At 67.3% G+C, this 26,232-nt stretch carries 20 protein-coding genes and 1 tRNA gene; 7 read left to right on the top strand and 14 right to left on the bottom strand.

Features of this window, described 5'->3' with window-relative positions; all coding sequences use genetic code 11:
- From ACX40Y_RS08615 to ACX40Y_RS08605, 3 genes are read left to right on the top strand one after another with little or no spacing between them, the layout of a single operon-like run.
- The gene (locus tag ACX40Y_RS08615; RefSeq protein ID WP_459119139.1) at positions 1 to 2,145 is read left to right on the top strand and encodes an autotransporter assembly complex protein TamA; all 2,145 of its coding nucleotides are present in this window, start codon (positions 1 to 3) and stop codon (positions 2,143 to 2,145) included.
- Positions 2,146 to 2,156: 11 nt separating this feature from the next.
- Positions 2,157 to 6,365 (top strand): translocation/assembly module TamB domain-containing protein, encoded by a 4,209-nt coding sequence (locus tag ACX40Y_RS08610; RefSeq protein ID WP_459119138.1) that lies wholly within the window; start codon positions 2,157 to 2,159, stop codon positions 6,363 to 6,365.
- A 48-nt stretch (positions 6,366 to 6,413) separates the two neighbouring features.
- Positions 6,414 to 7,880: a flavin-containing monooxygenase gene (locus tag ACX40Y_RS08605; protein WP_459119137.1), complete on the top strand. Its 1,467-nt coding sequence runs from the start codon at positions 6,414 to 6,416 to the stop codon at positions 7,878 to 7,880.
- A 13-nt stretch (positions 7,881 to 7,893) separates the two neighbouring features.
- Here the strand turns inward: ACX40Y_RS08605 and ACX40Y_RS08600 are convergent, their stop codons facing one another.
- From ACX40Y_RS08600 to ACX40Y_RS08540, 13 genes are all read right to left on the bottom strand, one after another.
- Complete coding sequence (locus tag ACX40Y_RS08600; protein ID WP_459119136.1) at positions 7,894 to 8,346, bottom strand: MaoC family dehydratase; 453 nt, start codon at positions 8,344 to 8,346, stop codon at positions 7,894 to 7,896.
- On the bottom strand, positions 8,346 to 8,810 hold the full coding sequence (locus ACX40Y_RS08595; RefSeq protein WP_459119135.1) for a GNAT family N-acetyltransferase: 465 nt from the start codon (positions 8,808 to 8,810) through the stop codon (positions 8,346 to 8,348). The genes ACX40Y_RS08600 and ACX40Y_RS08595 overlap by 1 nt, the downstream gene beginning before the upstream one ends.
- Positions 8,807 to 10,735, bottom strand: a complete 1,929-nt coding sequence (locus ACX40Y_RS08590; RefSeq protein WP_459119134.1) for an ATP-binding protein — start codon at positions 10,733 to 10,735, stop codon at positions 8,807 to 8,809. Before ACX40Y_RS08590 ends, ACX40Y_RS08595 begins: the two co-directional genes overlap by 4 nt.
- 151 nt (positions 10,736 to 10,886) lie before the next feature.
- Positions 10,887 to 11,198, bottom strand: a complete 312-nt coding sequence (locus ACX40Y_RS08585; protein WP_459119133.1) for a DUF3088 family protein — start codon at positions 11,196 to 11,198, stop codon at positions 10,887 to 10,889.
- Positions 11,195 to 11,722, bottom strand: a complete 528-nt coding sequence (locus ACX40Y_RS08580; protein ID WP_459119132.1) for a nuclear transport factor 2 family protein — start codon at positions 11,720 to 11,722, stop codon at positions 11,195 to 11,197. The genes ACX40Y_RS08585 and ACX40Y_RS08580 overlap by 4 nt, the downstream gene beginning before the upstream one ends.
- Before the next feature lie 4 nt (positions 11,723 to 11,726).
- Positions 11,727 to 12,155, bottom strand: a complete 429-nt coding sequence (locus tag ACX40Y_RS08575) for an endonuclease domain-containing protein (RefSeq protein ID WP_459119131.1) — start codon at positions 12,153 to 12,155, stop codon at positions 11,727 to 11,729.
- 77 nt (positions 12,156 to 12,232) lie between these two features.
- Positions 12,233 to 13,834 carry a carboxyl transferase domain-containing protein gene (locus ACX40Y_RS08570; RefSeq protein ID WP_459119130.1) on the bottom strand — a complete coding sequence of 534 codons (1,602 nt, stop codon included), beginning with the start codon at positions 13,832 to 13,834 and terminating at the stop codon, positions 12,233 to 12,235.
- Positions 13,835 to 14,024: 190 nt separating this feature from the next.
- Positions 14,025 to 15,182, bottom strand: coding sequence for an isovaleryl-CoA dehydrogenase (locus ACX40Y_RS08565; protein ID WP_126002177.1), 1,158 nt, complete (start codon positions 15,180 to 15,182; stop codon positions 14,025 to 14,027).
- On the bottom strand, positions 15,179 to 15,547 hold the full coding sequence (locus ACX40Y_RS08560) for a Rieske (2Fe-2S) protein (RefSeq protein ID WP_459119129.1): 369 nt from the start codon (positions 15,545 to 15,547) through the stop codon (positions 15,179 to 15,181). Before ACX40Y_RS08560 ends, ACX40Y_RS08565 begins: the two co-directional genes overlap by 4 nt.
- A gap of 200 nt (positions 15,548 to 15,747) precedes the next feature.
- Positions 15,748 to 17,025: a homogentisate 1,2-dioxygenase gene (hmgA, locus tag ACX40Y_RS08555; RefSeq protein WP_459119128.1), complete on the bottom strand. Its 1,278-nt coding sequence runs from the start codon at positions 17,023 to 17,025 to the stop codon at positions 15,748 to 15,750.
- Positions 17,026 to 17,149: 124 nt separating this feature from the next.
- Positions 17,150 to 18,190, bottom strand: a complete 1,041-nt coding sequence (hppD, locus tag ACX40Y_RS08550) for a 4-hydroxyphenylpyruvate dioxygenase (RefSeq protein WP_459119127.1) — start codon at positions 18,188 to 18,190, stop codon at positions 17,150 to 17,152.
- Positions 18,191 to 18,255: 65 nt separating this feature from the next.
- Positions 18,256 to 20,091 carry a putative bifunctional diguanylate cyclase/phosphodiesterase gene (locus ACX40Y_RS08545; RefSeq protein ID WP_459119126.1) on the bottom strand — a complete coding sequence of 612 codons (1,836 nt, stop codon included), beginning with the start codon at positions 20,089 to 20,091 and terminating at the stop codon, positions 18,256 to 18,258.
- Between the two features lie 150 nt (positions 20,092 to 20,241).
- Positions 20,242 to 20,315: transfer RNA gene (locus ACX40Y_RS08540), tRNA-Cys, on the bottom strand.
- 163 nt (positions 20,316 to 20,478) lie between these two features.
- Here ACX40Y_RS08540 and ACX40Y_RS08535 point away from each other — a divergent pair.
- From ACX40Y_RS08535 to ACX40Y_RS08520, 4 genes are read left to right on the top strand one after another with little or no spacing between them, the layout of a single operon-like run.
- Positions 20,479 to 21,162 (top strand): protein-L-isoaspartate O-methyltransferase family protein, encoded by a 684-nt coding sequence (locus ACX40Y_RS08535; RefSeq protein ID WP_459119125.1) that lies wholly within the window; start codon positions 20,479 to 20,481, stop codon positions 21,160 to 21,162.
- Positions 21,163 to 21,182: 20 nt separating this feature from the next.
- Entirely contained in the window at positions 21,183 to 22,733 is a 1,551-nt protein-coding gene (locus ACX40Y_RS08530; protein WP_459119124.1) for a TolC family outer membrane protein, read from the top strand.
- A 58-nt stretch (positions 22,734 to 22,791) separates the two neighbouring features.
- On the top strand, positions 22,792 to 23,304 hold the full coding sequence (locus ACX40Y_RS08525) for a DUF2497 domain-containing protein (RefSeq protein WP_459119123.1): 513 nt from the start codon (positions 22,792 to 22,794) through the stop codon (positions 23,302 to 23,304).
- Between the two features lie 57 nt (positions 23,305 to 23,361).
- Complete coding sequence (locus tag ACX40Y_RS08520; RefSeq protein ID WP_459119122.1) at positions 23,362 to 25,410, top strand: S9 family peptidase; 2,049 nt, start codon at positions 23,362 to 23,364, stop codon at positions 25,408 to 25,410.
- Positions 25,411 to 25,464: 54 nt separating this feature from the next.
- Here ACX40Y_RS08520 and ACX40Y_RS08515 read toward each other — a convergent pair whose 3' ends face one another.
- On the bottom strand, positions 25,465 to 26,184 hold the full coding sequence (locus ACX40Y_RS08515) for an MOSC domain-containing protein (RefSeq protein WP_459119121.1): 720 nt from the start codon (positions 26,182 to 26,184) through the stop codon (positions 25,465 to 25,467).
- Positions 26,185 to 26,232: the final 48 nt, after the last annotated feature.

The raw sequence follows: 26,232 nt of genomic DNA, 5'->3' as shown, positions 1-26,232 counted from the left end.
ATGATCCCCTCCGTCGCGCATGCGCAGATCGGCGAGCCGAAGCCGGGGCAGGGCGACCCCGGTGCCCCCTTGCCCGACGCCGACACCGCGAAACCCGACGTGCCCGAGCAGCAGACCCCGATCATCCCGGAGGATGCGTTCGAGGCCGCCCTGCCGACGCTGAGCGACGACATCAATGCGCCGCTTGAGCCGCTGGGTGATTTTGCCGCGCCGGTCGTGGTGAAACCCGACACCCCGGCTGTCGCGCAACCGGCAACGACGAATCAGACGACACCCTCCGGCGACGGCGATGCCGATCGGCCCTTCGCCGCCGTGCCGCCAGAGGCGCCCGCATTCGCGGAGCCGCTGACGCCGTTATCTTCGTTCAAGGTCGAACCGGTCGGCGACCTCCCGGATGACAGCGACAAGGCACCCTCGGTCCGGTACGCGACCGCAATCGAGGGCCTGGCGCCGCTGGGGCTGGAGGACCAGTTCGAGAACCTGTCGGCGCTCGAGGATGGCGATGGCGAGGCGGCCAATGTCGCGATGGTGAATGCCCGCGCGCGTGAGGACGAGAAGCTGGCCAAGCAGCTGCTGACCTCGCTCGGCTATTATGATGCGGCGGTGCTTTCCTCGATTGAGCCGCAGCGTGGCGAGGCGAACCGGCTGAAGGTGACGATCACGGCCACCCCCGGGCAGCTTTACCGGCTGGGCAGCATCAGCATCGACAGCGAGCCGACCAACCCGCCCGGCCTGCTCGAACGCGAGTTGAACCTGAACCCGGGCGACCCGATCCAGGCCGACCGCATCCTGGGCGCCGAAGCCAATGTGTCGCTTCGCCTGCCGCAGCAGGGCTATCCCTTTATCGAGCTCGGCCAGCGCGACATCCTGCTCGACGAGGACAGCCACACGGGCGCTTATACCTTGCCGGTGACGCTGGGGCCGCGCGCCTCGTTCGGCTCGATCGTGACCGACGGGCCGAGCCAGGTGTTCGGCGCCGACCATATCGAGATCCTGCGGCGATATCGAAGCGGCGCGATCTATGACAGCCGCAAGGTGGACGATCTGCGCCAGGCGCTGATCGCCACCAGCCTGTTCTCGACGGTATCGGTCGAGCCGGTGCGGACGGGGAGGCAAGGTCCGGACGGAACGGAGGTGGTTGACCTGAAGGTGCGGCAGGTGGCCGGGCGCCCGCGCACGCTGGCCGCCGAACTGGGCTACAGCACCGGCCAGGGCATCCGGCTGGAGGGCAGCTGGACGCACCGCAACCTGTTCCCCCCCGAAGGTGCGCTGTCGTTCAGCGGCGTGGTGGGTACGCAGGAACAGGGGCTCACCTCAACCTTCCGGCGATCCAATGCCGGTCAGCGGGATCGCACGCTGCTGATCAGCGCGTCGCTCAACCATTCGGATTACTACGCGTTCGAATCCTATACCGGTTCGCTGTCCGCGCGCATCTCGCGCGATTCGACGCCGATCTGGCAGAAGCGCTGGACCTATTATTATGGCGCCGAGCTCGTCGGATCGAACGAGGATCGGTATAATTACAACCGGGGCGAACGCGATCGCGGCACCTGGCTCATCGCCGCGGCGCCGCTGTTCCTGGGGTTTGATACGTCGGACGATCTGCTCAACCCGACGCGCGGCTATCGCATCAAGGCGAATGCCAGCCCGGAAACCTCGGTGCGCGGCGCGGCTCGGCCCTATGCGCGGTTCATGCTCGAAGGCGATATTTATTACCCCGCGACGAGCAACATCGTGATTGCCGGTCGCGCGCGCGTCGGATCGATCACCGGGATCGCGCGCGACGACCTGCCGCCGTCGCGGCGTTATTACGGCGGCGGCGGCGGATCGGTGCGCGGCTTCGGCTATCAGGAACTGGGGCCGCGCTCGCCGGACGGCAAGCCGGTGGGCGGACGATCGTTCAACGAATTCGCGATCGAGGCACGCTATCGCTTCGGCGATTATGGGATCGTGCCCTTCATCGATGCCGGCCAGGTCTATGACAATGTGAGTCCGACCGGGAAGGACATCCGTTTCGGCGTCGGCATCGGCGGCCGCCTCTACACCAATTTCGGCCCGCTGCGCATCGACGTGGCGACGCCGATCAACCGCAAGCCGGGCGAATCCAAGATCGCCCTCTATATCTCGATCGGGCAGGCCTTCTGATGGCGGACGATATGCACGAGCCCGTGGACGGCGAGGGCACGTCCGCGACGGCGACCGGCACCCCGCTATGGCGCCGGATCGCCACCTGGGCGGCGGTCGTGGTGGGCGGACTGGTGGTGCTGGCAGGCGTGATCGTGTTTGGGCTCGACACACAGCCGGGCCGCCGCCTGATCGTCGATCAGTTGAACAAGCTGGAGCTCGCATCGGGGCTGAACTTCCGGATCGGCCGGATCGATGGCTCGATCTATGGCGGCATGGTGCTGCGCGACGTGCGGGTCCGCGATACCAAGGGCGTGTTCGCCGCCGCACAGACGATCCGCCTCGACTGGCGGCCGTTGGCCTATCTCGACGGCAAGATTGACATCCGCAATCTCGAAAGCCCGCGGATCCAGCTGCTTCGCCTGCCCGAACTCAAACCCTCGGGCGATCCGAACGCACCGTTGCTGCCGGACCTGAACATCGATGTCGCGCGGCTCCATGTCGGCCGGATCGACGTCGCGGCCGGCGTCGCCGGCGGGCGCCATATCGCGCGGATCGACGGCGAGGCGCATCTGGCGAATGGCCGGGCGCAACTGCGCGCCGATGCTGCGACGATCGCGGCACCCGGCGTGGCGGGCGGGGACCGGCTGACGCTGGTGCTCGACGCGGTGCCCGAGGCGAACAAGCTGGACCTGGCCGCATCGGTCAAGGCGCCGAAGGGCGGACTTGTCGCCGGCCTGGCCGGGCTCAACACCCCGCTCGACGCGAGCATCAACGGACGGGGCGACTGGAAATCGTGGCGCGGCAAGCTTGTCGCTGCGCTGGGTGGCGAATCGCTCGCCGATCTTTCGCTGAGCGCCCAGAACGGCCGCTTCCAGATCCGGGGGACGACCCATCCCGGCTTGTACGTCGCCGGGCCGGTGCAGGAACTGACGGCCGGCGGGCTCGCTCTCGATGCCGATTTCCGCTGGGCGAACCGCACGGCGGACGGTGTTTTCAAAATCCGTTCGGCCGCCTTGTTGGCGGAGGCGAAGGGCTTTGTCGACCTCGCCCAAAACCGATTTCGCGACGTTCATGTCGACGCGCTGCTGCTCAAGCCGGCGGCGATCGCGCCCAAGCTGGTGGGCCGATCGGTGCGCGTCGCGCTGGCACTCGATGGCCCTTTCGTGACGCCGATGGTTGATTACAAGGTCAGCGCCGGTGCGATCGGCTTTGGCGAGATCGTTGTCGAACAGCTCTATGCCGAGGGCAAGGCGAAGGTCGATTCCGATCGCATCCTGGTTCCGGTGCGGGCCCGGGCAGCGCGGGTGACGGGCCTTAACGCCGCCGCGGGCGGGCTGGTGACCAACGTCACGCTGAACGGCGATCTGGCGATTTCCGGCAGCCGCATCCTGTCCGACAATCTCAAGCTGCGATCGAACAAGGTCGATGCCACCGCGATCGTCGCCGCCGATATCGCGCGCGGCCGCTACACCGGCGCGCTCAAGGGGCGGGTGAACGACTACACGATCGATGGCGTCGGCGTCGTCGATCTGAGCACCGACGCGAGCCTCTATTCCGCGCCCGGCGGCGGCTTCGGCATTCGCGGGCGGATCGCAGGGCAAAGCCGGCGGCTGTTCAGCGACGGCGCCCGCAATTTCCTCGGCGGCAATGCGGTGGCCTCGGCACGACTGGACCTGAACCCGGCGGGCCTGATCGCGATCAGCGACGTGCGGTTGAAGGCGCCCGACTTCCGCGTCATCCGCGGCAGTGGGACCTATGACCCGGCCGGACCGATCAGGCTGTCGGCCGAGGCGGTGTCCACCAAATACGGCCCGCTTGCCGTGAAGGTGGCAGGGTCGCTCAACGCGCCGCGCGTGCAGCTGCGGGCCGAGAAGCCCGGGCTAGGGATCGGTCTCGCCAATCTGGAAGCCAACGTGGTGGGCGACAATGGCGCCTATGCGGTGACGGCAACCGGCGACAGCAATTACGGCCCCATCCAGGCCGATGTGCTGGTCCGCACCGGACAGGCGCTCGACATCGACGTGCGCAGCGCCCGCTTCGCCGGCATGGATATCGCCGGACAGGTGAGGCAAACCGATGCAGGCCCGTTCGCTGGCCAGCTGACCTTCCGCGGTTCGGGCATCGACGGCGTTGCAACGCTCGCGGGCGAAGGCTCGCTGCAACGCGCCGACCTGCGCGCGAGCGCCGCCAATGCAAGCATTCCCGGCATGACCGAAATCACGCTGGGCCGCGCGCTGGCGACGGCGAGCATCGTGCTGGCCGATCAGCCGCAGGTCGTCGCCGATGTTCAGGTCGCCAATCTGCGTCGCGGCGCGTTCGTGCTCAAGACCGCGCGGGCGAAGATCGATTATCGCGGCGGCAACGGCACCGCCCAGCTGGTCGCGAGCGGATCTTCCGCCGTGCCGTTCGACATTGCGGTCAACGCGCGGATGACGCCGGAACTTTGGACCGCAGCGCTTCAGGGCCATGCGAGCGGCGTCGCGTTCAAGACCACAACGCCGGCGCGGATCGAAACGCGCGACGGCGTCTATCGGCTGCTGCCCACCCAAATTGATTTCGATCAGGGTGAACTTTGGGTGGCGGGGCGGTTTGGCGACGGCATCGTTGCGCAGATGCGGCTCGATCGGCTCGACCTCGCGATCGTCAACGCGTTCGTGCCGGACATCGGCATCGGCGGAACGGCGAGCGGCAGCCTCGATTTCGCGCAGCCGTCGCCCGACGCCTTTCCGAGTGCCGATCTGCGCCTCGAGATCGACGATTTCACTCGATCCACGCTGACCCGTGTATCGACGCCGGTGCATATCAGCACGGTGGCCAAGCTGTTGCCCGATGGCGGCGACGCACGGGCGATCATCCGTCGCGGCGACGCGACGATCGGGCGGCTGGTGGCGACGCTGCGGCCCCTGGGGCCGGGCGCTGGTAACTGGATCGAGCGGCTGCTTGCGGCGCCGCTTTCCGGCGGCATCCGGTATAACGGCCCGGCCGGTTTCCCCTTCTCGCTCGCCGGTCTCGTCAACCAACAGCTCGAAGGCCCGATCGGCATCGCCGCCGACTTCTCGGGCCAGGTGCAGCGCCCGCAGCTCACCGGCGTCGTCCGCGCCGACAACCTGACTTATGACAATGAGAGTTTTGGCACGCGGCTGACCAACATGAAGATCGACGGGCAGTTTTCGAACGACTCGTTGATCCTCAACCAGCTGACCGCCCGCGCCGGTGACGGCACGGTTTCGGCATCGGGCCGCATGGGGCTTTCGTCGAGCGAGGGCTTCCCGCTGGCGATCAACGTCAAGCTGGACAATGCACGGCTGGCGCGCAGCGAATCGATCGGGGCGACCGCGACGGGCACGCTGACGATCACCAAGAACCAGCAGGTCCAGAAGATCGAGGGGCAGATTTCGATCCCAGAGGCGAATTACAAGATCGTCCGGCAGGGCGCGGCGGAAATCCCGCAGCTGACCGGCATTCGCCGCAAGAGCGATGCGCCGCCCGACGAGAAGCAGGCGAAGCGTGCCCGCGCCTTTGGCAATTTCGACCTCGACCTGCGCATCCGTGCCAACAACCGGATCATGGTGTCCGGCATGGGGCTGGAATCGGAGTGGCAGGCCCGGATCAATGTCGGCGGCACCACGATCGACCCGCAGATCCGCGGGACGATGGAAATCGTGCGCGGCACTTACAGCTTTGCAAGCCGCCGGTTCGACATCACCAAGGGCGTCATCAGCTTCCAGGGCGAAGCGCTGACCAATCCAACGATCGACATTTCGGCCAACACCACCGCCGAGGGCGTGACGGCGATCCTCAACATCACCGGCACCGCGCAGAAGCCGCAGATCGCCTTCACGTCGAATCCGAGCTTGCCGCAGGAGGAGGTGCTGGCGCGGCTGTTCTTCGGGACGAACGTGACCAATCTGTCGGCCACCGAGGCGCTTCAGCTGGCGGCGGCGGTCAACTCGCTGCGCGGATCGGGCGGCGGGCTCAATCCGCTCGGCCAGCTCAAATCGGCGACGGGCATCGACCGGTTGCGCGTGCTGGGCGCCGACGACACCACCGGGCGCGGCACATCGCTGGCGGCGGGCAAGTACATCACCGACGACATCTATATCGAGATCATCACCGATGCCCGCGGCTTCACCGCGACGCAGCTGGAAATCTCGCTCACGCGCGCGCTCAGCATCCTGTCGCAGACCAGCTCTTTCGGCGGTTCTGGTGTCAGCTTGCGCTATTCGAAGGATTATTGAGTGGCGCGCAACTGACAGCCATGTAACCATGGCGGTCGGGAGAGAGACATGCGCGAACATTTCGACGTGATTATCGTCGGTGCGGGCATTTCGGGGATCGGCGCGGGCTATCACCTGCAGACGCATTGCCCCGGGCGCACCTATGCCATCCTTGAGGGGCGGGACCGGCTGGGCGGTACGTGGGACCTGTTCCGCTATCCCGGCATCCGTTCGGATTCGGACATGTTCACGCTCGGCTTCTCGTTCCGGCCGTGGACCGAAGCCAAGGCGATTGCAGACGGCGACGCGATCCTGCGCTATCTGGACGAGACGGCGCGGGAATTCGGCATCGATCGCCACATCCGCTATGGCCACCGCGTCACCGCCGCCGAATGGTCGAGCGACGAGGCGCTGTGGACCGTGACTGTCGAACAGGCGGGCGCGGTGCGGCGCTTTACCTGCGATTTCCTGTTCATGTGCGCGGGCTATTACGACTATGCTCGCGGCCATGCGCCGGCCTTCGAAGGGCGCGAGGACTTTGTCGGCCGGATCGTCCACCCGCAATTCTGGACGCCGGACATCGACTATCGCGGCAAGCGTGTTGTCGTCATCGGCAGCGGCGCGACGGCGGTGACTCTGGTGCCCGAACTGGCGAAGCAGGCGACGCATGTCACCATGCTCCAGCGATCGCCGACCTATATCGTCGCCAGACCGTCCGAAGACGGCATCGCCAACTGGCTGCGGCGGCGGCTGCCGGCCAAGGCCGCCTATTCGCTGACACGCTGGAAGAACATTCTCCTTTCGCAATATTTCTACCGCATCGCCCGCAAGCATCCCGACAAGGCGAAGGAGCGGCTGGTCGACATGGTCCGGTGCGAACTGGGCCATGATTACGACGTGGCGACGCATTTCACTCCCAGCTACAACCCGTGGGACCAGCGGCTCTGCCTGGTGCCCGATGCCGACCTGTTCGCGGCGATCCGTGCCGGCAGCGCCGATGTCGTCACCGACCGGATCGAACGGTTCGTGCCCGAGGGGCTGCTGCTCCAATCCGGCCGGACGCTCGCCGCCGATCTGGTCGTCACCGCCACCGGGCTGGAGGTGCAGCTGATGGGCGGGGTGCCGGTGTGCGTCGATGGCGAGGCGATCGACTGGTCGAAGCGGCTGACCTACAAGGGCATGATGTTCGAGGGGGTGCCCAATTTCGCAATCTCCTTTGGCTACACCAATGCGAGCTGGACGCTGAAAGCCGACCTGACCGCGATGTATGTCACCCGCCTGCTCAACGCGATGGCGAAGCGGGGTATGCGGCAGGTGACGCCCGAGCCGGCGGGCGAAGTCTCATCGGTGCCGTTCCTCGATTTCACCTCCGGCTATGTCCAGCGGGCGCTGCACGCCTTGCCCCGCCAGGGGAGCCGCAAGCCGTGGCGGGTGAACCAGAACTATACCCGCGACCTGCTCGCGCTCAAATTCGGCAGCGTCGACGACGAGATGCGTTTCTCCAACCCCGAACGGCCGCGGCGGCGGGCGGCCTGAGCCGCGCCGTCGCTCAGCCGGGGCGACTGCGCAGCAAGGCGGAGCGCAGGCATTCGCACACGACCTCGTCGCGCTGGTTGTGCATCTGATGGCGCCAGGTGACGATGCCCTGGCCGGGGCGTGACCTGCTGGGGCGCAGCTCGATCACTTCGGATGAGGCGCGCAGCGTGTCGCCGATGAAGACCGGCTTGGGCATAACGAGCTTGTCATAGCCGAGATTGGCGACGAGCGTGCCGGCGGTGGTATCGCCCACCGTGATCCCCACCATCAGGCTGAAGGTGAAGGTGCCGTTGACGAGGATTTGCCCGAACTCGGATGCCCGCGCGGCCTCTGCGTCCAGATGCAGCGGCTGGGTGTTGTGGGTCATTGTCGAGAAGAGCAGATTGTCGGTCTCGGTGACGGTGCGGCGCAGATCATGTTCGATCCGGTCGCCGACCTGCCATTCGTCATAGAAGCGCCCGGCCATCAATCGGCATGCTTCAGCTTGAGTTTGAACCCGGCATGGCTCTGCGACCAGCCGAGCCTGGCGTAGAAACGATGCGCGTCGACACGGGCATTGGATGAGGTCAGCTGGACCAGAAAACAGTCGCGCGCCCGGCAGCGATCGACCAGCCACTCGATCAGCTGCTCACCATAACGCCGACCGCGATGGCGCTCGTCGATCCGTACCGCCTCGATCACGCCCCGCCAGGCGCCGCGGAACGACAGGCCGGGGATAAAGCTGAGCTGGGCCGTGCCGATCACGGCGTCGTCGAGCGTCGCCACGGCGAGCAGCTGGTTCGGATCGGCGGTGATAACATCGAATGCAGCCGCATAGCGCGGGTCGCCCGGATCGGTTTCGCGATCGGCCGGGATCGTGTCCCGTGCCAGCATCGCCAGGATCGAAGGCAGATCGGCGGCGGTCGCCTCGCGCACGGCGAACCCGCTCATGCCGCCTGCTCGACCCGGACGAGTAGGGCGTCGACCTGCACCTGCGCCCCGGCTTCGGCGTTGAGCTCGGCGACGATGCCGTCGAACGGCGCGGTGAGGGCATGCTCCATCTTCATGGCCTCCAGCGTGACGAGCCGCTGGCCCTTGGTGACCTGCGCACCGGGGGCAACGTCCACCGCGGTGATGCGGCCGGGCATAGGGGCGAGCAGGGCGCCGTCTCCGGCTGCCGCACCGGTGGTCGGGCCGACCCGCGGCAATGACGCGAGGAAGGACAGGCCGTCATCGTTCACCGCAACCCCGTCGGCAACCGGCTCGGCAATGACCGCAGCCCTCCGCCAGTTGGCGGGCAGTTCGGCGACATGAGCCTTCCCGTCGACGGCTACGGCAACGCGGCGGTTCTGTGGGGCGTTCAACCGGAAGCCGATTGCGCCGCGCCACGGATTGGGCTGGCGCCCGCCTAACAGGTCGTCGTCCAGACCGGACAGCATGGTGGGCTCGCCGTGGTACTCCTGAACGACCAACGCGGCGGCCGCCTGCCTGATCATGTCCTCGGTTGGCTCCGCGGGCGGGAGCAGCACGTCGCCCTTCTCAGCGATAAAGCTTGTATCGATGCGGGCGGCGCGAAAATCCTCGTCGTCCAGTGCCCGCCACAGGAACGGCGCGTTGGTCTTGACCGGGAAGATATCGGTCGCGGCGCAGGCTTTGGCGAGCGCCTCGCAGGCTTCGACGCGGCTGTCGGCATGCACCACGATCTTGGCGATCATCGGATCGTAGAAGCCAGTGATTTCCGCGCCTTCGTACACGCCCGTCTCATAGCGGACGTCCCGCGACGGGCGAAAAATCTCCAGCTTCCCAACGCTCGGCAAAAACCCCTTGGCGGAATCCTCCGCGTACAGCCGTGCTTCCATCGCCCAGCCGTTGATCGACAGTTCCTCCTGCCGCTTCGGTAGCGCCTCGCCGCTGGCCACGCGCAACTGCCACTCGACGAGGTCGACGCCGGTGATCTCCTCGGTCACCGGATGCTCGACCTGGAGCCGGGTATTCATTTCCATGAACCAGATGCGGTCGGCGCGCAGACCTTCGCTGGCGTCGGCGATGAACTCGATGGTGCCTGCGCCGACATAGTCGACCGCCTTGGCCGCGCGCACAGCCGCCGCGCAGATCGCTTCGCGCGTCTCGGCGTCCATGCCGGGGGCGGGGGCTTCCTCGATCACCTTCTGGTGGCGGCGCTGGAGCGAGCAGTCGCGTTCGAAGAGGTGGACGACATTGCCGTGCGTGTCGCCGAACACCTGCACTTCGATGTGCCGGGGGCTGAGGATGTACTTTTCCAGCAGCACCCGATCGTCGCCGAACGAGGAGGCGGCCTCGCGCTTGCAGCTGGCGAGTGCGTCGGCGAACTCGGCGGCGCTCTCGACCCGCCGCATGCCCTTGCCGCCGCCGCCGGCGACCGCCTTGATCAGCACCGGATAGCCGATCGCATCGGCCTCGGCCCGGAGCCGCTCGGGCGACTGGTCCTCGCCGAGATAGCCGGGGGTGACCGGCACCCGCGCCGCGATCATCCGCGCCTTGGCGGCATCCTTGAGGCCCATCGCGCGGATGCTGTCCGGCTTCGGCCCGACCCAGACGAGCCCGGCGGCGAGCACCGCCTCGGCGAAGTCGGCATTCTCGGAGAGGAAGCCATAGCCGGGGTGGATCGCCTCGGCGCCGGTCGCCTTCGCGGCGGCGATAATCTTCTCGCCGACCAGATAGCTCTCGCGTGCCGGGGAGGGGCCGATATGCAAGGCCTCGTCGGCCTGGCGGACGTGGAGCGCCGTCGCGTCGGCGTCCGAATAGACAGCGACGGTGCGGATTCCCACCGCCCGGGCAGTGCGAATGATGCGGCAGGCGATCTCGCCGCGATTGGCGATCAGCAGCGATCGGATCATTGCGCAGGCTCCGCTAAGTTCACAAAGTTCACACTCTCCGCGCGTGAACAGGACGACGCAGTTGCGCGATCCGCATCGGGGCGGGCGAGGGGCGTGGCGTTCGGCATCGCGAGCGATGAGAGCATGCGAATTCCTACTTTGAAAGCGGCGCTCACGGGTGGCGCTCCGGAAAGCCGTGGCGGGTGTGGAGCGCGGCGAGCACGCCCTCAATGTCGTTCGCGAAGCCGCCCTCGGCAAAGGCGAGCGCGGGGAGGTTCTGGTTTTCCTCGCCGAGCCGTTCGATCACTGCCGCACGGGGGCGGGGCCAGGGGACGCGGACGACATCGATCTTCGCCACGCGATCGGGGAAGGCGGCGAGCAGGCCCTCCACGGTGATGCAGTCCTTGCAGTAGAAGCGCCGCGCGCCGCCATAGGCGGGGTCGGCCCAGTCGGTTTCGAGGACGAACAGCGTATCGCGGCTCATTCGGCGCACCCCGTGGTGCGCGAGGTCCAGGCGAGGCTGGCGATCTTCCAGGCGCCGTTCTCGCGTACCAGGCTGAAGTGATCGGTGCCGCAGTGATGCACCTTGCCGTTCAGCCGGAACACATAGGGCGCCCAGACCATCGCGAGATCGCCGTCGATCTCGACCGCGGGGCCGGAGATGCGCTCGTCGAACGTCTCCGGGCCAGGCTGGAAGCGGGCGAGCAGCTCGGTGTTCGTCAGCGTGCGGACGGTGCTGGGACCACCGGCGGCTTCGGTGACGATCGTTGCGCTGGCGCTCGGCAGGAGGACGGCGCCGATCGCGGCGGCATCGCGCGTATTGATCCCGCCGAGCAGCTTGTCGACCGTCGCGAGCACCGCGCGCTCGTCGCTGCCGTCGGGCGGCGCGAGCGGGTTGGCCGGCGGCAGCTTGCTCGGGGAGGGTACGCTGCGTGTCGGGTTGGCGGCGGGCGGGGGCAGGCCGGCGGTCTGCGGGGCCAGGGTGAGGGCGAGGAGGGTGAGGAGCATGGGGTCAGCCTTGAAATTCCTCCCCGGAACGGGGAGGGGGACCGCCGGCCGAAGGCCGGGGGTGGAGGGGAAGTCGCGCCCGGCAGGCGCGAACGATGTGTGCTAGGACGGCGTCGAGGTCGCGCAGGATTTCATTGGCGGGGATGCGAAGCGTTGCGAAGCCGCGTTGTTCGAGGCGATGATCCCGGCGAGCGTCACGCTCCGGCCGGTCGCCACGTTCATGGGCCTCCCCGTCTACTTCGATCGCGAGCCGCGCCTCCAGGCAGGCAAAGTCGATCCTATAGCCGAGCTGTGGGTTCTGGCGGCGAAACTTGAACCCGCACGGCCGCTTGCGCAGCTGTTGCCAGAGCAGAACCTCCGGCAGTTCCAGCTTCGCGCGATCCTGGCGGGCCTGTTCCACGGCACGTCGTGGCGTGCGGAGGATTTTGGGCATTTCCCCTCCACCACGCGGCTGCGCCGCGCGGTCCCCCTCCCCGTTCCGGGGAGGAATTGGAGGCGCTGCTTCGCCGCTCACATCCGGAACAAGCCGAACTGCGGCCGCTCCGGGATTGGCGCGTTGAGCGTTGCCGCCAGCGCGAGGCCCAGCACGTCGCGCGTCTGGGCCGGGTCGATGATGCCGTCGTCCCACAGCCGCGCGGTGGCGTGCCAGGGATTGCCCTCATCCTCGTATTTCTGGCGGATCGGCGCCTTGAAGGCTTCGGCTTCCTCCGGGGACCAGTTGCCCGCATCGCGGTGGACCGTTGCCAGCACGCTCGCCGCCTGCTCGCCGCCCATCACGCTGATCCGGCTGTTCGGCCAGCTGAACAGGAAGCGCGGCGAATAGGCCCGGCCGCACATGCCGTAATTGCCAGCCCCGAAGCTGCCGCCGATCAGGATGGTAAGCTTCGGCACCGTCGCCGTCGCCACCGCCGTCACCAGCTTTGCGCCATGTTTCGCAATGCCTTCCGCCTCATACTTGCCGCCGACCATGAAGCCGGAGATGTTCTGCAGGAACAGCAGCGGAATGCGGCGCTGGCAGGCGAGCTCGATGAAATGCGCGCCCTTCTGCGCGCTTTCGGAGAACAGCACGCCGTTATTGGCGAGGATCGCGACCGGCATCCCCCAGATATGCGCGAAGCCGCACACCAGCGAGCTGCCGTAGAGCGCCTTGAATTCGTGGAATTCCGAGCCGTCGACCAGCCGCGCGATCACCTCGTGCACGTCATAGGGCGCGCGGACGTCGGCGGGGAGGATGCCGTACAGCTCCTCGGCCGCATATTTCGGCGGGCGCGGATCCTTGAGCGCGACATCGGGAACGCGATCCGCAGGCAGATGGCTGACGATGTCGCGGACGATGGTCAGCGCATGTTCGTCATTCTCGGCCAGGTGATCCACCACGCCCGAGCGGCGGGCATGGAGGTCGCCGCCACCCAGATCCTCGGCGCTGATCTCCTCGCCTGTCGCCGCCTTCACCAGCGGCGGGCCGGCGAGGAAGATCGTGCCCTGGTTGCGGACGATCACGCTCTCGTCGGACATGGCGGGGACGTACGCGCCACCGGCGGTGCAGCTGCCCATCACGCAGGCGATCTGCGGGATGCCCTGCGCGGACATGTTGGCCTGGTTGAAGAAGATCCGGCCGAAATGCTCCTTGTCGGGGAACACCTCGGCCTGGTGCGGCAGGTTGGCGCCGCCGCTGTCGACCAGATAGATGCAGGGCAGGCGATTGGCCTCGGCGATCTCCTGGGCGCGGAGATGCTTCTTCACCGTCATCGGATAATAGGTGCCGCCCTTCACGGTGGCATCGTTGCACACGATCATCACCATGCGGCCGGAGACGCGGCCGATGCCGGCGATCACGCCCGCGCCGGGGACTTCCCCGTCATAGAGGTCGCAGGCGGCGAGCTGGCCGATCTCGAGGAAGGGGCTGCCGGGATCGAGCAGCCGCTCGACCCGCTCGCGGGGGAGCAGCTTGCCGCGCGCGACATGCTTGGCACGGGCGGACTCGCTGCCGCCGAGCGCGGCCTGCGCGACATCGGCGCGGAGCTTCTCGGCGAGCGCGCGGTGGTGCGCGGCCTGGGCGCGGAACTGGTCGCTGTCGGGATTGACGGCGGTGGGGAGGATGGGGGCGGTCATGCTGCTACCTCCATTCCTCCACGGTACGGGGAGGGGGACCGCGCGCCGCAGGCGCGTGGTGGAGGGGCCGCGCCGTCAGGCGCGGGACTCGTTCGCCGTCCGGGATCCCGCCGCGTGCCGCGGCGGCCCCTCCACCATGTGCTGCGCACATGGTCCCCCTCCCCGTGCCGGGGAGGAATTGGGGTCCCCCTCACGCCGCCGCCCCCAGCAGCTCGCGGCCGATCAGCATCCGCCGGATCTCGTTGGTGCCCGCGCCGATGTCGAGCAGCTTGGCGTCGCGCAGGAAGCGTTCGACCGGCCAGTCCTTGGTATAGCCGGCGCCGCCCAGCGCCTGCACCGCCTCACCGGCGACGCGGAAGGCGTTCTCGCTCGCCAGCAGGATCGCGCCGGCCGCATCGAAGCGCGTCGTCTTGCCCGCATCGCAGCTGCGCGCCACCGCATAGACGTACGCACGCGCCGAGTTGAGCGCGACATACATGTCGGCGATCTTGGCCTGCATCAGCTGGAAGCTGCCGATCGCCTGGCCGAACTGCTTGCGCTCGCGCAGGTACGGCAGGACCACGTCGAGGCATGCCTGCATGATGCCGAGCTGGATGCCGGCGAGCACGGTGCGTTCATAGTCCAGCCCGCTCATCAGCACCGCGACGCCGCCATTGAGCGGCCCCATCACGTTCGCCTCGGGCACCTCGCAATCGGTGAACACCAGTTCGGAGGTGGGCGAGCCGCGCATGCCCATCTTGTCGATCTTCTGGCCGATCGCGAAGCCCGGCATGTCCTTCTCGATCAGGAAGGTGGTGATGCCGCGCGAGCCTTCGCCGGTCTTGGCATAGACGACGAGCGTGTCGGCGTATGCCGCGTTGGTGATCCAGAACTTGGTGCCGTTGAGCACATAGCCGCCCTGGACCTTCTCCGCCTTGAGCTTCATCGAGACCACGTCCGATCCCGCGCCGGCCTCGGACATCGCCAGGCTGCCGACATGCTCGCCCGAGATCAGCTTGGGGAGATATTTGGCCTTCTGTTCTTCATTGCCCCAGCGCGCGATCTGATTGACGCAGAGGTTCGAATGCGCGCCGTAGCTGAGCCCGATCGAGGCCGAGGCGCGGGCGACTTCCTCGCAGGCGATGACATGCTCGAGATAGCCGAGGCCGAGGCCGCCATCGGCCTCCGGCACGGTGATGCCGTGCAGGCCCAGCTCGCCCATCGCGGCCCAGAGCTCGTCGCGCGGAAACCAGTCCTCGGCATCGATCCGCGCGGCGAGCGGGGCGATCCTGTCGCGGGCGAAGCGCGCGGTGGTGTCGCGGATCATGTCGGCGGAATCGCCGAGGGCGAAGTCGAAGTCCGGGGTCATTCTGTGTCCTCTCCAACGGTCACGATCATGCCGTCGATTGTCGTTACGGGCCATGGAAGCAGTCGCGCGCCGACGCAAGGGCCGCCGACGCACCGGCCTTCCTCCACGGTGTAGAGCGCGCCGTGCCAGCTGCACTGGATATGACTGGCATCGGGGGTGAGATAGGCGTCGAGCGCTTGGGTCAGCGGCACCGGCATGTGGGCGCAGCGATCGACATAGCCGAACACCCGGGTTCCGCGGCGGACGACGAAGCCGTGGAAGCGGCCGGCGCGCATCTCCAGCACGAAGTTGCGGGCGGTGCCGTCGGGAATCAGGTCGAGCGGGCCGAGCGTCACGCCGGCTGGGGTGGCGGTGAGGCGGTCCATCTACCTGCCTCCCCCTTGACGGGGGAGGCCGCGAGACTTGGCAGCTTGCTGCCTAGTCGCAGCAGGAGAGGATGAAGCGGCGCAGCGCGCCGCGCGATTTGCGCGCGCAAATCGCCCCCCTCTCCAAGCTGCGCTAGGCGCTGACGCGCCAAGCTTCGCTATCCTCCCCCGCAAGGGGGGAGGAGCAACCAACCAGTGGTTCACGGCAGCCGTGCCTTGGGGAAGCCCTCCCACACTGCGTCATAGTCCGGCTGGGCGTGCGACAGCGCATGCTCGGTCGGGCGATAGGGCCAGCAGGTCTCGACCATGAAGGCCATCGTGCCCCCGATCTTGTGCGGCTTCAGGGTCGCCTCGGTCGCGCCGCGCCAGCTGGCGACGTCGGGGCCGTGGCCCGCCATGAGGTTGTGGAGCGACAGCCCGCCGGGGGCGAAGCCTTCCGCCTTGGCGTCATAGGCGCCGTGGATCAGCCCCATCGCCTCGCTCATCACGTTGCGGTGGAACCAGGGCGGGCGGAACGTGTCCTCGGCGACCATCCAGCGCGGCGGGAAGATCACGAAATCGGCGTTGGCCCGGCCTGCCACGGTGCTCGGCGAGGTGAGCACGGTGAAGATCGAGGGATCGGGATGGTCGAAGCTCACCGTGTTGATCGTGTTGAACCGGGCGAGATCGTAGCGATAGGGCGCGAGATTGCCGTGCCATGCCACCACGTCGAGCGGACTGTGGGGCAGGGTGGTTATCCACAGATTTGCCAACGACTTCTGCACAAGCTCGAACGCTTCGTCGCGGTCCTCGAACCAGGCGGCGGGCGTCTCGAAATCGCGCGGGTTGGCGAGGCCGTTGGCGCCGATCGGGCCGAGATCGGGCAGGCGGAAGGGCGCGCCGTAATTCTCGGCGACATAGCCTGCGGCGGTGCCGTCGGGCAGCAGCACGCGGAAGCGGATGCCGCGGGGGATCACCGCGATGTGGCCGGGGGCGATGTCGATCCGGCCGAGCTCGGTCAGCAGCGCCAGCGCGCCGGCCTGGGGGATGAACAGCAGCTCGCCGCCGGCGTTGACGAAGGCACGCGCGTCCATGTCGCGATTGGCGGCGTAGCGGTGAACGACGACACCCTCCAGATCGGCCGGATCGCGGGTGGCGAGCATCGTCTCCATCCCGTCGATCCAGTCGACCGGCGCGGCGGGGGCGGGGATCGGGTCCCAGCGCAGGCGATTGGGCGCGAGCGGCTTCAGCGGCGTCTGCGGCGAGAAGCGCGGCGCACCGTCATAGGGCCGGTAGGGCGGATGCTCGGCGCTGGGGCGCAGACGGTAGAGCCAGCTCCGCCGATTCTCGGCGCGCGGCGCGGTGAAGGCGGTGCCGGAGAGCTGCTCGGCATACAGGCCATAGGGCGGCCGCTGCGGGCTGTTGCGGCCGATCGGCAGGGCGCCGGGCACGGCCTCGGTGGAGACATGGTTGCCGAAGCCGGGGAAATAGGTGGTCACGGGCTCGTCCTCTCCAGCGCGTCTCCCCTTTAGGATCAGGAGGGGGAGGGGGCGTTCGGTGGGGCCGGGGTATGCCATGCTGTTCCTGCGGCGGCACCCCCGGCTCTCTCCCTCTCCGAACGGGTCAGGCGTCGACCTTGATAACGCCGCGGCGGATCTGGTCGAGTTCGATGCTCTCGAACAGTGCCTGGAAATTGCCGTTGCCGAAGCCCTCATTGCCCTTGCGCTGGATGATCTCGAAGAAGATCGGGCCGAACATGGTCTCGGTGAAGATCTGGAGCAGGATGCCCTCGCCCGTCTCCACCGAACCGTCGATCAGGATGCGGTTCTTGCGCAGCCGCTCGACATCCTCGCCGTGCCCGGAGACGCGCTTGTCGATCAGCTCGTAATAGGTCTCGATCGTGTCCTGCAGCCGCACGCCGCGGGCGCGCAGGCGCTCGACCGTGTCGTAGATGTCGTCGGTGGTCAGCGCGAGGTGCTGGATGCCTTCGCCGTTATATTCGCGGAGGAATTCCTCGATCTGGCTGGCGTCGTCCTGGCTCTCGTTGAGCGGAATGCGGATCGCCTTGTCGGGCGCGATCATCGCTTGGCTGAACAGGCCGGTCGCCTTGCCCTTGATGTCGAAATACTTCTGCTCCTCGAAGCCGAAGAGCGTGCGGTAGAACTCGCTCCACACCCGCATCTGGCCGCGGCGGACATTGTGGGTGAGATGGTCGAGCAGGTCGAGCCCGACGCTGTTTTCGGCCTCCGCTTCGCGCCAGCCGGGGAACTCGGCCCAGTCGGCATAGAGATCGCTGCCGTCCTGGATGAAATAGAGATAGGAGCCGCCGATGCCCTGGATGACGGTATCGTCCTCGTCGGTGGGCTTGCCGCCATGGGCGAGCGCCCATTCCATCGCCTTTTTCGGATCGGCGACGCGGAACGCCATCGCGCTGGCCGAGGGGCCATGCTCGCCGCGGAACGCCGCCACGCGACCGGCATCGTCGCGGTTGAGCATCAGGTTGATGCGGCCCTGCTTGTACCGCGTGATGTTCTTGCGTGGGTGGCGGTGGGTGGGGACGAAGCCCAGCTGCTCGAACTGGCGCGCCATCGCGTCCGGATCGGGCGAGGTGAACTCGACGAACTCGAAGCCGTTGAGGCCGAGCGGATTGGCGGTATCGGTCATGCCCCTATGGTACCGCATCCCGCCATTTAGTGTCAAATGTTACTAGTTGGATGTGCCGCCTGGCGTCAGTGGAGCAGCGCCGTCCCCGGCGGCGTCAGCCGGGGCAGGCGACCGGCCCCGTTTCGCGCATCCTGAAGGATCTTGGTCGCCCGCGCCGCGTCGACGGCGGCGGAGAACAGGTGGCCCTGGCCGAAACCGCAGCCGATGGCACGCAGCCGTTCGGCCTGAAGTTCGGTTTCGACGCCCTCGGCAATTACCTGGATGTCGAGTTCGCGCGCGATGTGGATCAGCCCCTCGACGATCGCCCGGCTCGCGCTGTTGTGCATGATCTGATCGACGAACGCCTTGTCGATCTTGAGATAGTCGACCGGCATGGTGAGCAGGTGGGTGAGCGAGGCATAGCCGGTGCCGAAATCGTCGAGCGCCACGGTGAGCCCCTGCGCGCGGAACCAGCGCAGCGCATCAGCGACGACGGTGTCCCCCTGGCCGAGATAGACCGATTCGGTCACTTCGAGCGCTAGGTGGCAGAGCGGCACGCCGTGGCGGGCGAGCGTTTCCGGGATGATTTCGCGCAGCCGGTTGCCGTGGAAATCGCCCGACGAGAAATTCATGCCGACATGGCGTGGGGCGATGCCGAGATCGCACCAGCGGCGAATGTCCGCCGCGACCATTTCCAGCATCCGCGCGGTGATCGCGCCGGCCACGGTGCCGTCCGTGGTCGCTTCGAAAAATTCTCCGGCGGGGATGATCCGATCGCCGTCGCGCATCCGGCACAATGCCTCGAACCCGATGACCTCGCCTGAACTGAGGTCGAACAGCGGCTGATAATGCGGCAACAGCCGGTCTTCGGCGAGCGCGCGCTCGACCGAGGAGATCGCTTCCATGCGCTGCGCCATGCGCGTGGCGATGCCGGGTTCGTAGCGAACGAAGCGGCCGCGGCCGATTTCCTTTGCATGATACAGCGCGAGATCGGCGTTCTGGCGGACCTGTTCGGGCGTTTCGCCCGCCGCGACGCGCGCGCCGCCGGCGGTGGCGCGCGGCGTCAGGTTGCGTTCGCATTCGGGGATCGGTTGCGCCAGCAGGTCGAGCAGGCGGCGTGCGATGTCCTCGATGTTCGCCAGCGCATCGGGACGCTGGACAATCACCGCGAATTCATCGCCGCCCAGCCGATAGGTTCGATCCGGCGCCATTGCGTCGGCGATTCGGGTGGCGGCGTGCATGATCAGCGCATCGCCCGCGACGTGCCCGAACGTGTCGTTGACGATCTTGAGATTGTCGAGATCGACCAGAATGAGGCCCCAGAGATCGGGTTCGCTGCAATCCAGATCGCCGAGCGACGCGTTGAAGGCGGCACGATTGGGAAGGCCGGTGAGCCCGTCTTTCAGCGCGCGTCGCACTTGCTTGGCGCGCCAGATATCCTGTTCGATGGCGATCGCGCAGAGGTGGATGCACACCTGCACCAGGCGCCGCTCGAGCGGAGTCGGACCGCGCGGGACATTGTAATAAAAGGCGAAAACGCCGACGACATCGCCGCGACCATTCTTGATCGGGCTCGACCAGCAGGCGCGCAGGCCCAGCGCCAGCGCCGGCTCGCAGAACCGCTGCCAGTTGGGATCGGTTGCGATATCGGTGCTGATGACCGGTTCGCCCAGAAAGGCGGCAGCGCCGCAGGAGCCGATCTTTGGGCCGATCATCATGCCATCGCAGGCGCGAAGATAGTCTTCGGGGAGACTCGGTGCCGAAATCGGATGGAGGCATCCGCCGAGATCGACGCGGAGCAGCGAGCAGGTAACGCCCGCGGCGCGCGATTCGACTTCGAGGCATAACCGATCCGCGACCGAGGCGAGGTCAGCGCCCTTCGCCACCAGTTCTAGAATGCTGTTCTGAAGCGAAACATCCACCCGATCGGTCCATCATCCGGAGCCACGTTTCCGCTTGTGAGCGGAACGCGGTTGCACCGCGGATAATGGCGGGCTCCGTTAGAGTACCTAGGCTGCCGCAAGGTTCCGTGGATCGCGAGATCGAGGAGTCGTGCGCCGCTGAACCGGAAGTGGAGGCCCGAGCCGGAATCGAACCGGCGTATACGGATTTGCAGTCCGCTGCGTCACCACTCCGCCATCGGGCCGCCGGAGGTGAGGCGGCGCAAATGCACAAGGGTGTGGGGCGATGTCAACAACGTTTCAAAATTCGATTGCGGTCGCTTGGCGTTAACCCTTCCGCGCGATACAAGCGCGACGAACCCAACAACTGTATTGCGTAACTAACACAGTTGTGCGACAAGCGGAGTGATGATGACCCTGACGGTCGACCCTGCGCCCATCGAAGCAAATCGTTTCGAGGCGATGCGCCACGCCATGGTGGCGAGCCAGCTGCGTACCAGCGCGGTGAATGATCCACGCGTGGTCGAGGCGATGTCGCTCGTCCCGCGCGAAGTGTTCCTGCCGACCGAGCAGCGCGGGATCGCCTATCGCGATGCCCTGCTGCCGCTGGGCGGCGGACGATTCCACAACACCCCGCTCGCGACCGGACGGCTGCTCACCGAATCGCAGATCACGCCTGACGATCACGTGCTGCTGGTCGGCGCGGCGGGCGGCTATGCGGCGGCGGTGCTGGCGCGGCTCGCCGGATCGGTGGTCGCGCTCGAAGAGGCCGACGCGCTGGTCGCGATCGCGCGTGGCGGGCTGGCCGGCATCTCGAACGTCGAACTGGTGCAGGGTTCGCTCGCGGCCGGCTGGCAGGCGCGTGCGCCCTATGACCTGATCGTCATCGACGGCGCGGTCGAGCAGGTGCCCGAGGCGCTGATCGCCCAGGTCAAGCCCGGCGGACGGCTGGCGACCGGCCTGGTGGATCGCGGCGTCACCCGTCTTGCGACCGGCCGGCGCACCGAGGGCGGCTTCGGCCTGGTGGACTTCGCCGATGTCGAATGCGCGTTGCTGCCCGGTTTCCAGAAGCCGAGCAAATTCACGTTCTGAACCAATAGAAGATGAGGCTCATGCGACTGACTCCCCTTATCCTCGGCGTGAGCCTCATCGCAGTCGCGGCGCCGGCACTGGCCCAGACCGGGCAGGCGGGCACCGTGCCCGGCCAGCAGGCCGCGCCTGCGCCGGTGCCGACCACGACGCTGCAGGATGCGCTGCTCCAGGCCTATTCGACGAACCCCGATCTTCAGGCGGAACGCGCCAACCAGCGCGCCAATGACGAGAATGTGCCGATTGCGCGGTCACAGGGGAAACCGGGCGTGAGCGCAAGCGGCTCGGTGAACGACAGCCTTTACAATACCGACGCGACCGCGCTGACGCCTTCGCGGCAGGCGCAGTTGGGGATCAACCTGTCGCAGCCGATCTATAGCGGCGGCCGGATCCGCAATTCGGTGCGCGCGGCCGAGGTTCGGGTGAATGCCGGCCAGGCGAATCTCCGCGGGGTCGAAGCGGACATCTTCACGCAGACGGTGACCGCCTATCTCAACGTGATTCGCGACGAGTCGGTCGTTCGCCTCAACCGCGAGAATGTCCATGTCCTTGAGGTGAACCTCCAGGCGACGCGGGACCGGTTCGAGGTCGGCGATCTGACGCGCACCGACGTCGCCCAGTCCGAGGCGCGGCTGGCGCTTGCCCAGGCGCAGCTCCGCAATGCCGAAGCCCAGCTGATCGGCAGCCGAGAAACCTATATCCGCGTGGTGGGATCGCCGCCGGGCGTGCTCGCGCCGCCGCCGCCGCTGCCGAATCTGCCGAACGACGTCGCCACCGCCGAGCAGGTCGCACTGGCCAACAATCCGTTCCTCGAGGCCGCGGAGTTGCAGCGCGATGCCACGCGCTATGACGTCAACGTTGCCCGTGCCGGCCGATTGCCGCAGGTCAGCGTCGGGGTGGGCGGCAATTATTACAACTATCTCGGCTCGGTGGGCGAGATCGGCCAGCGGGCGGGCATCAATCCGAACGGCACGTCGTCGACCATTGCGCTTCAGCTGAGCGTGCCGATCTTCCAGGGCGGGCTGCCGGCGGCGCAAGTGCGCCAGGCCCAGGCGCGCCAGGCCTCGGCGATCGAAACGGTGACGCTGACCGAACGCGGCGTGATCGCCCAGGCGCGATCGGCCTATGCTAGCTATCGCTCGTCGCTTGAGGTGATCGAATCGTCGCGCGTCGCGGTGCAGGCCAACCAGCTCAGCCTCGAAGGCGTCCGTGCCGAGAACAGCGTCGGCACGCGCACGATCCTCGACATCCTGAACGCCGAGCAGGAACTGCTCAACGCGCAGGTGCAATATGTGACCGCCGAGCGCGACGCCTATATCGCCGGGTTCACGCTGCTCGCGGCGATGGGCAAGGCGCAGGCGGCCGACCTCAACCTCGAGGGCGGGGTGTTGTACGATCCGGTTGCCAATTACCGGCGCGTGCGCAACCGTTGGGGCGACTGGTCCGACGACAAGGCACCGGTGCCGGTGGGCACATCCACCCGCGAAACCGCCCCACAAGGGGCAGGCGTTTCGGAGAGCCCGACCGATCCGGTGCTCAAGCGCGCGGTTGACACGGGGCGGTCGAATCCCTGATTGAGACGCTGCGGGATAGAGCGATGATCCGGGCGATACCAGGGCTAGGGTAGAGATGATGGGCGACGTCAGCGGCGAACCGTCGATGGAGGAAATCCTCTCGTCGATCAAACGCATCATCGCCGAAGAAGGGGATGACGCCGTCACCGCCCGTTCGCGCCGGCCCGGGCGTTCGTCGGCGGGTTCGCTCCGCATCCGCGATGCCGAAAGCGACGAGGTGCTCGAGCTGAGCGAACCGGTGCGCGACGCCGCCCCCGGCCCGTTCGCCGCATCGCCCGCGCCTCGGCCGCTCGCCGAGGACGAGCCGGCGGCGGCAAGCGAATCGCCGCTCGCGGGTGGAAGCCTGGCCGATCCGATCCTCTCCGACCGCGCGGCCGAGGCGAGCCGGGGCAAGCTCGAGGCATTGTCGCGCATGGTGATCAAGCCGCAGACGGCGGGTGCCGACACCCTGGAGGGGCTGGTCCGCGAGCTGCTGAAGCCGATGCTGCGCGACTGGCTCGACGAAAACCTGCCGCGCCTCGTCGAGACGATGGTGAGCCGCGAGATCGAGCGGATCACGCGCGGCCAGTGATCGCGCGGGCGATGCGGCGATTGTGCCACATGCCCGTCTCGGTCTATCACAGCGATCATGAAGCATCTGACGCTTGCGGGCGCTGCGCTCGCACTGTTCGTTGCGCCGGCTTCGGCGCGTGACCTCACCATCCAGGACGTTGTCCAGCTTTCGCGAGTCGGCGCGCCGGCGGTTTCCCCCGACGGGCATTGGCTCGTCTGGCAGCAGCGCGAGACCGATCTTGCCGCCAACCGGGGCCGCTATGACCTCTGGCGGCTGGATCTGACGACCAAGGGCGCCCGGCCCGAAAAGCTGGTTGCCGAAGCCGATGTGAACGAGACCAGCCCGCAATTCTCGGCCGATGGCACGACCGTGTGGTTCCAGTCGGACAAGGGCGGGGAGGATGCCGTCTGGGGCGTCGCGGTGACCGGCGGGCAGCCGGTTCAGCTCACCCATATCGAGGGCGGCTTCAGCGGCTTCAAAGTGTCCCCCGACGGGGCCAAGCTGCTGATCTGGGCGGACCGGAAGCCTGGCGCGCCGAGCCTGGTGCCGGCGAAGGAGAAGCGCGATGCGAACGCCGGATCGGGCCGCGTCTATGACCAGATGTTCGTGCGCCATTGGGATCAATGGGCAGATGGCAACCGTTCGCAGCTGTTCGTGCTGGCGTTCGGACCGCAGGGCGCATCGGGCGAAGGCGTTGCGATCGGCGGTGGATTGATCGGCGACGCTCCCTCGAAACCCTTTGGCGGCGGCGAGGAAGTCAGCTGGTCGGCCGACAGCAAGACGGTGTTCTTCGCGCTGCGCGAGGCCGGGCGGATCGAGCCGCTGTCGACCAACCTCGACATTTTCTCGGTACCGGCCGACGGATCTGCGCCGCCGGTCAACCTGACCAAGAACAATCACGGCATGGACAATCTGCCGACCGCATCGCCCGACGGCAAATGGCTCGCCTGGTTCGCGATGGAGCGGCCCGGCTATGAGGCCGATCGCCAGGTGCTGATGCTGCGCAACCTTGCCACCGGCGACGTGCGCGCGCTGACCGCCGACTGGGATCGTTCGGTCGCGTCGATCGCCTGGGCGCCCGATGCCAGCAAGATCTATGTCACCGCGCAGGACGTGCAGGAAGAACCGATCTTCGCCGTCGACGTGCGCTCGGGCAAGGTCGAGCGGCTGACCGAGCGGGGAACCGTATCGGCGGTGGTGCCGACGCGCGGCGGGATCGTCTATGCGATGAACAGCCTGACGGCGCCCGACGATTTCTATTGGCTGAAGGGCAAGAAGAGCACGCAGCTGACTGCGGTCAATGCCGAGAAGCTGGCCGGCATCGCGATGCCGGAAGTCACCCGCTACAGCTTCAACGGGGCCAATGGCGACACGGTGTGGGGCTATGTCGCGAAGCCGGCAGGGCTGGCGGCAGGCGCGAAGGCGCCGATCGCGTTCATCGTGCATGGCGGTCCGCAGGGCAGCATGGGCAACAGCTGGTCCTATCGCTGGAATCCGGCGGTGTTCGCCGGGGCCGGCTATGCGGTGGTTGCGGTCGATTTCCACGGTTCCACCGGATACGGCCAGGCCTTCACCGATTCGATCCGCAACAACTGGGGCGGATGGCCGCTCGAAGACCTCAAAAAAGGACTGAAGGCCGCGACCGATCGCTTTGATTTCCTTGCCGGAGACAAGGCCTGCGCACTCGGAGCCTCCTATGGCGGCTATATGATGAACTGGATCGAGGGCCAGTGGCCCGATCGGTTCGACTGCATCGTCCAGCATGACGGCGTGTTCGATGCCCGCGCCATGGCCTATGAGACCGAGGAGCTGTGGTTCGACGAGTGGGAGCATGGCGGCAAGGCCTATTTCGAGGACCCCGCCGCATTCGAGCGCTGGAACCCGGTCAACCATGTCGCCGCGTGGAAGACGCCGCAGCTGGTGATCACCGGCGAAAAGGATTTCCGCATCCCCTATACGCAGGGACTGGCGGCCTTCACTGCGCTTCAGCGCCGCGATATCCCGTCGAAGCTGGTCGTGTTCCCGGACGAGAACCATTGGGTGCTCAAGCCGAAGAACTCGCTGCAATGGTATGGCGAAGTGCTCGGCTGGATGGATCGCTGGACCGGCGCGTCGGCGAAGTAACGTCGCGAGGCGGGGAGAGAGTACCGATTTTCGGTCCCTCTCCCTGCTCGACTCTCATCCCAACACGCGAACCGGATCGCCGAGCCGGATCAATCCGGGCCGTGCCGGCGTCGAATACAGCCCATAACAGGCGGCGAAATGCCGGGCGACGGTTCGCAGGATCGTCGGGTCCTTCGCGCCGGTCTCCGGGTCGATCGTCACCATCACGCAGCGCTGGATCGGATCGGCGCACTGCAAGACCGCGCCGTCCTCCTCCGCATCGCCGAAGGCCAGCCGCATCCCCTGCCACATGGCGGGCGGAAGATCGCTGTCGATCGTCACGTTGATGCGAAAGCGGCGCGGATCAATGGGACCGCCATGCGCGGCCTCCAGCGCGCGGTGCCCGGCGCTGGTCTGGATCGAGACGGGCATCGAATCATAGATGCCGCGCGCGACCTGGATCAGCGACACCGGCTCGCCCGCCGCCTGGGCGAGATGCGCGCGAAGCCCGGCATCGTGCAACGGGCGGATGTCGCCATCGGGCGTTTCCACGGCGATGGCGCTGGTCTTCGGCTTCGACGGATCGGCGAAGCGGGCGCGGTGCAGCGCCAGCGCGGGAACCTCGCGCGCGGTGAGCCACGGAAAGCGGGTGCCGTTCGCCGCGCGGACAAAGGCGAACTGGCGATCGCCCTCCACGCCCTGCCAGTCGAGCTCGGCGGTCTGCAGGGCCTCGCCGGCCATCGATTTGACCGGGAAGCGGGCGAGGGCAGCGACACGGCCGACAAGCGAGGACATCAGGGCCGGCTAGCGCCTTGCGCGGCCGCGGGCAACCTGCCGGGCGAG

It is taken from the genome of Sphingomonas sp. RS6 (assembly GCF_054489705.1).
This window is presented reverse-complemented; position numbering and strand designations above follow the sequence as displayed.